Origin of the sequence: Mesorhizobium sp. M1A.F.Ca.IN.022.07.1.1, from assembly GCF_003997575.1 — a bacterium.
In the GTDB taxonomy this organism is placed as follows: Bacteria; Pseudomonadota; Alphaproteobacteria; order Rhizobiales; family Rhizobiaceae; genus Mesorhizobium.
In genome coordinates this window covers 1-1,030 of sequence record NZ_RZST01000660.1, presented here as the reverse complement: position 1 = coordinate 1,030, position 1,030 = coordinate 1, and the positions used below count along the sequence as shown (strand labels likewise).

General features: G+C 64.9%; 2 protein-coding genes. One reads left to right on the top strand and one right to left on the bottom strand.

Features of this window, described 5'->3' with window-relative positions:
* A partial coding sequence (locus EOA75_RS33205; protein ID WP_164747773.1) for a cupin domain-containing protein occupies window positions 1–481 on the bottom strand: 481 nt, incomplete at its 3' end.
* Between the two features lie 137 nt (window positions 482–618).
* On the opposite strand from EOA75_RS33205, the gene EOA75_RS33200 reads away from it, so the two are divergent.
* The coding region (locus tag EOA75_RS33200; RefSeq protein WP_164747772.1) for an MFS transporter at window positions 619–1,030 on the top strand (412 nt) is incomplete at its 3' end.

Here is a 1,030-nt window from a genome sequence, read left to right as displayed (position 1 = left end):
GGATGCCCGGCGCGTTCGCCATCAGCTTATGCGCCTGCATCAGGTCGGGCATCATGTCGAGCAGCGGATGCGAGCCGTCGAGATTGAAATGCATGCTGCCGCAAAACAGCAAGGTCTTGCAGCCGTCGCAGCCGTTGGAGACGTCATAGATGTTCTCGCAGACCGGCTCGATCGTATAGCGGCCGATCGGCACGGGCGGAACGCCCGGCGCGCTCGCCAGCACATGCTCATCGCCACGCGGGATCAAGAGCGCGTCGCCGACAGAGAGCTCGATCCATTCCTTGGCCGGTGAGAACAGCCAGCAGCCCTGTTGGCCGATGAAATGGAACCGCGCCGCCTTCTGCGCGGGGAAGGAAACGGCCCACGGTTCGCCCAGCACGCAGCGGCCATAGTCGACGCCGTCGAGCCGCAATCCGCGCAGCATGTCGGTCAGCGGATCGCCGGACGCCGGGAATGTGGTTTTGGACGAATTGTAATTCATCCCGGCGTTTCTAGCATGGAAACTCCAGCCGGTCACTCCCTATGTTGCACTGCAGCGTCGCGCGCCAGGCCTGTAACGGGTGGATCCCGAACTGGCGGTCTTCCAAATGGCGCCGCAAAACAGATCGGAGATTTCCCATGACCGAACCCGCCACAGGCGTCATCGACGCCGCTGTTCTCGATAGAACCGAGGAGCGAAGCGAGCCTGTATGGGGCGCGGTGGTCTCGCTGGCGCTCGGCGTGTTTGGCTTGGTGACCGCCGAATTTCTGCCCGCTAGCCTGCTGACGCGGCTGGCGCAGGATCTCGGCGTCAGCGAAGGCGCCGCCGGCCAGGCCGTGACGGCGACGGCCGTCGTCGGCGCGATCGCAGCACCCACGATGGCCATCGTCACCAAGCGGCTGGACCGCAGGCTGGTCATGTGGCTGCTCACCTTGCTTCTGATCGTCTCCAACCTGCTTGCCGCCTTCGCCTCCTCGCTCACGATGCTGCTTCTTGCCCGCGTGGTGCTGGGCGTCGCGCTCGGCGGCTTCTGGTCGATGTCGGCCGCCA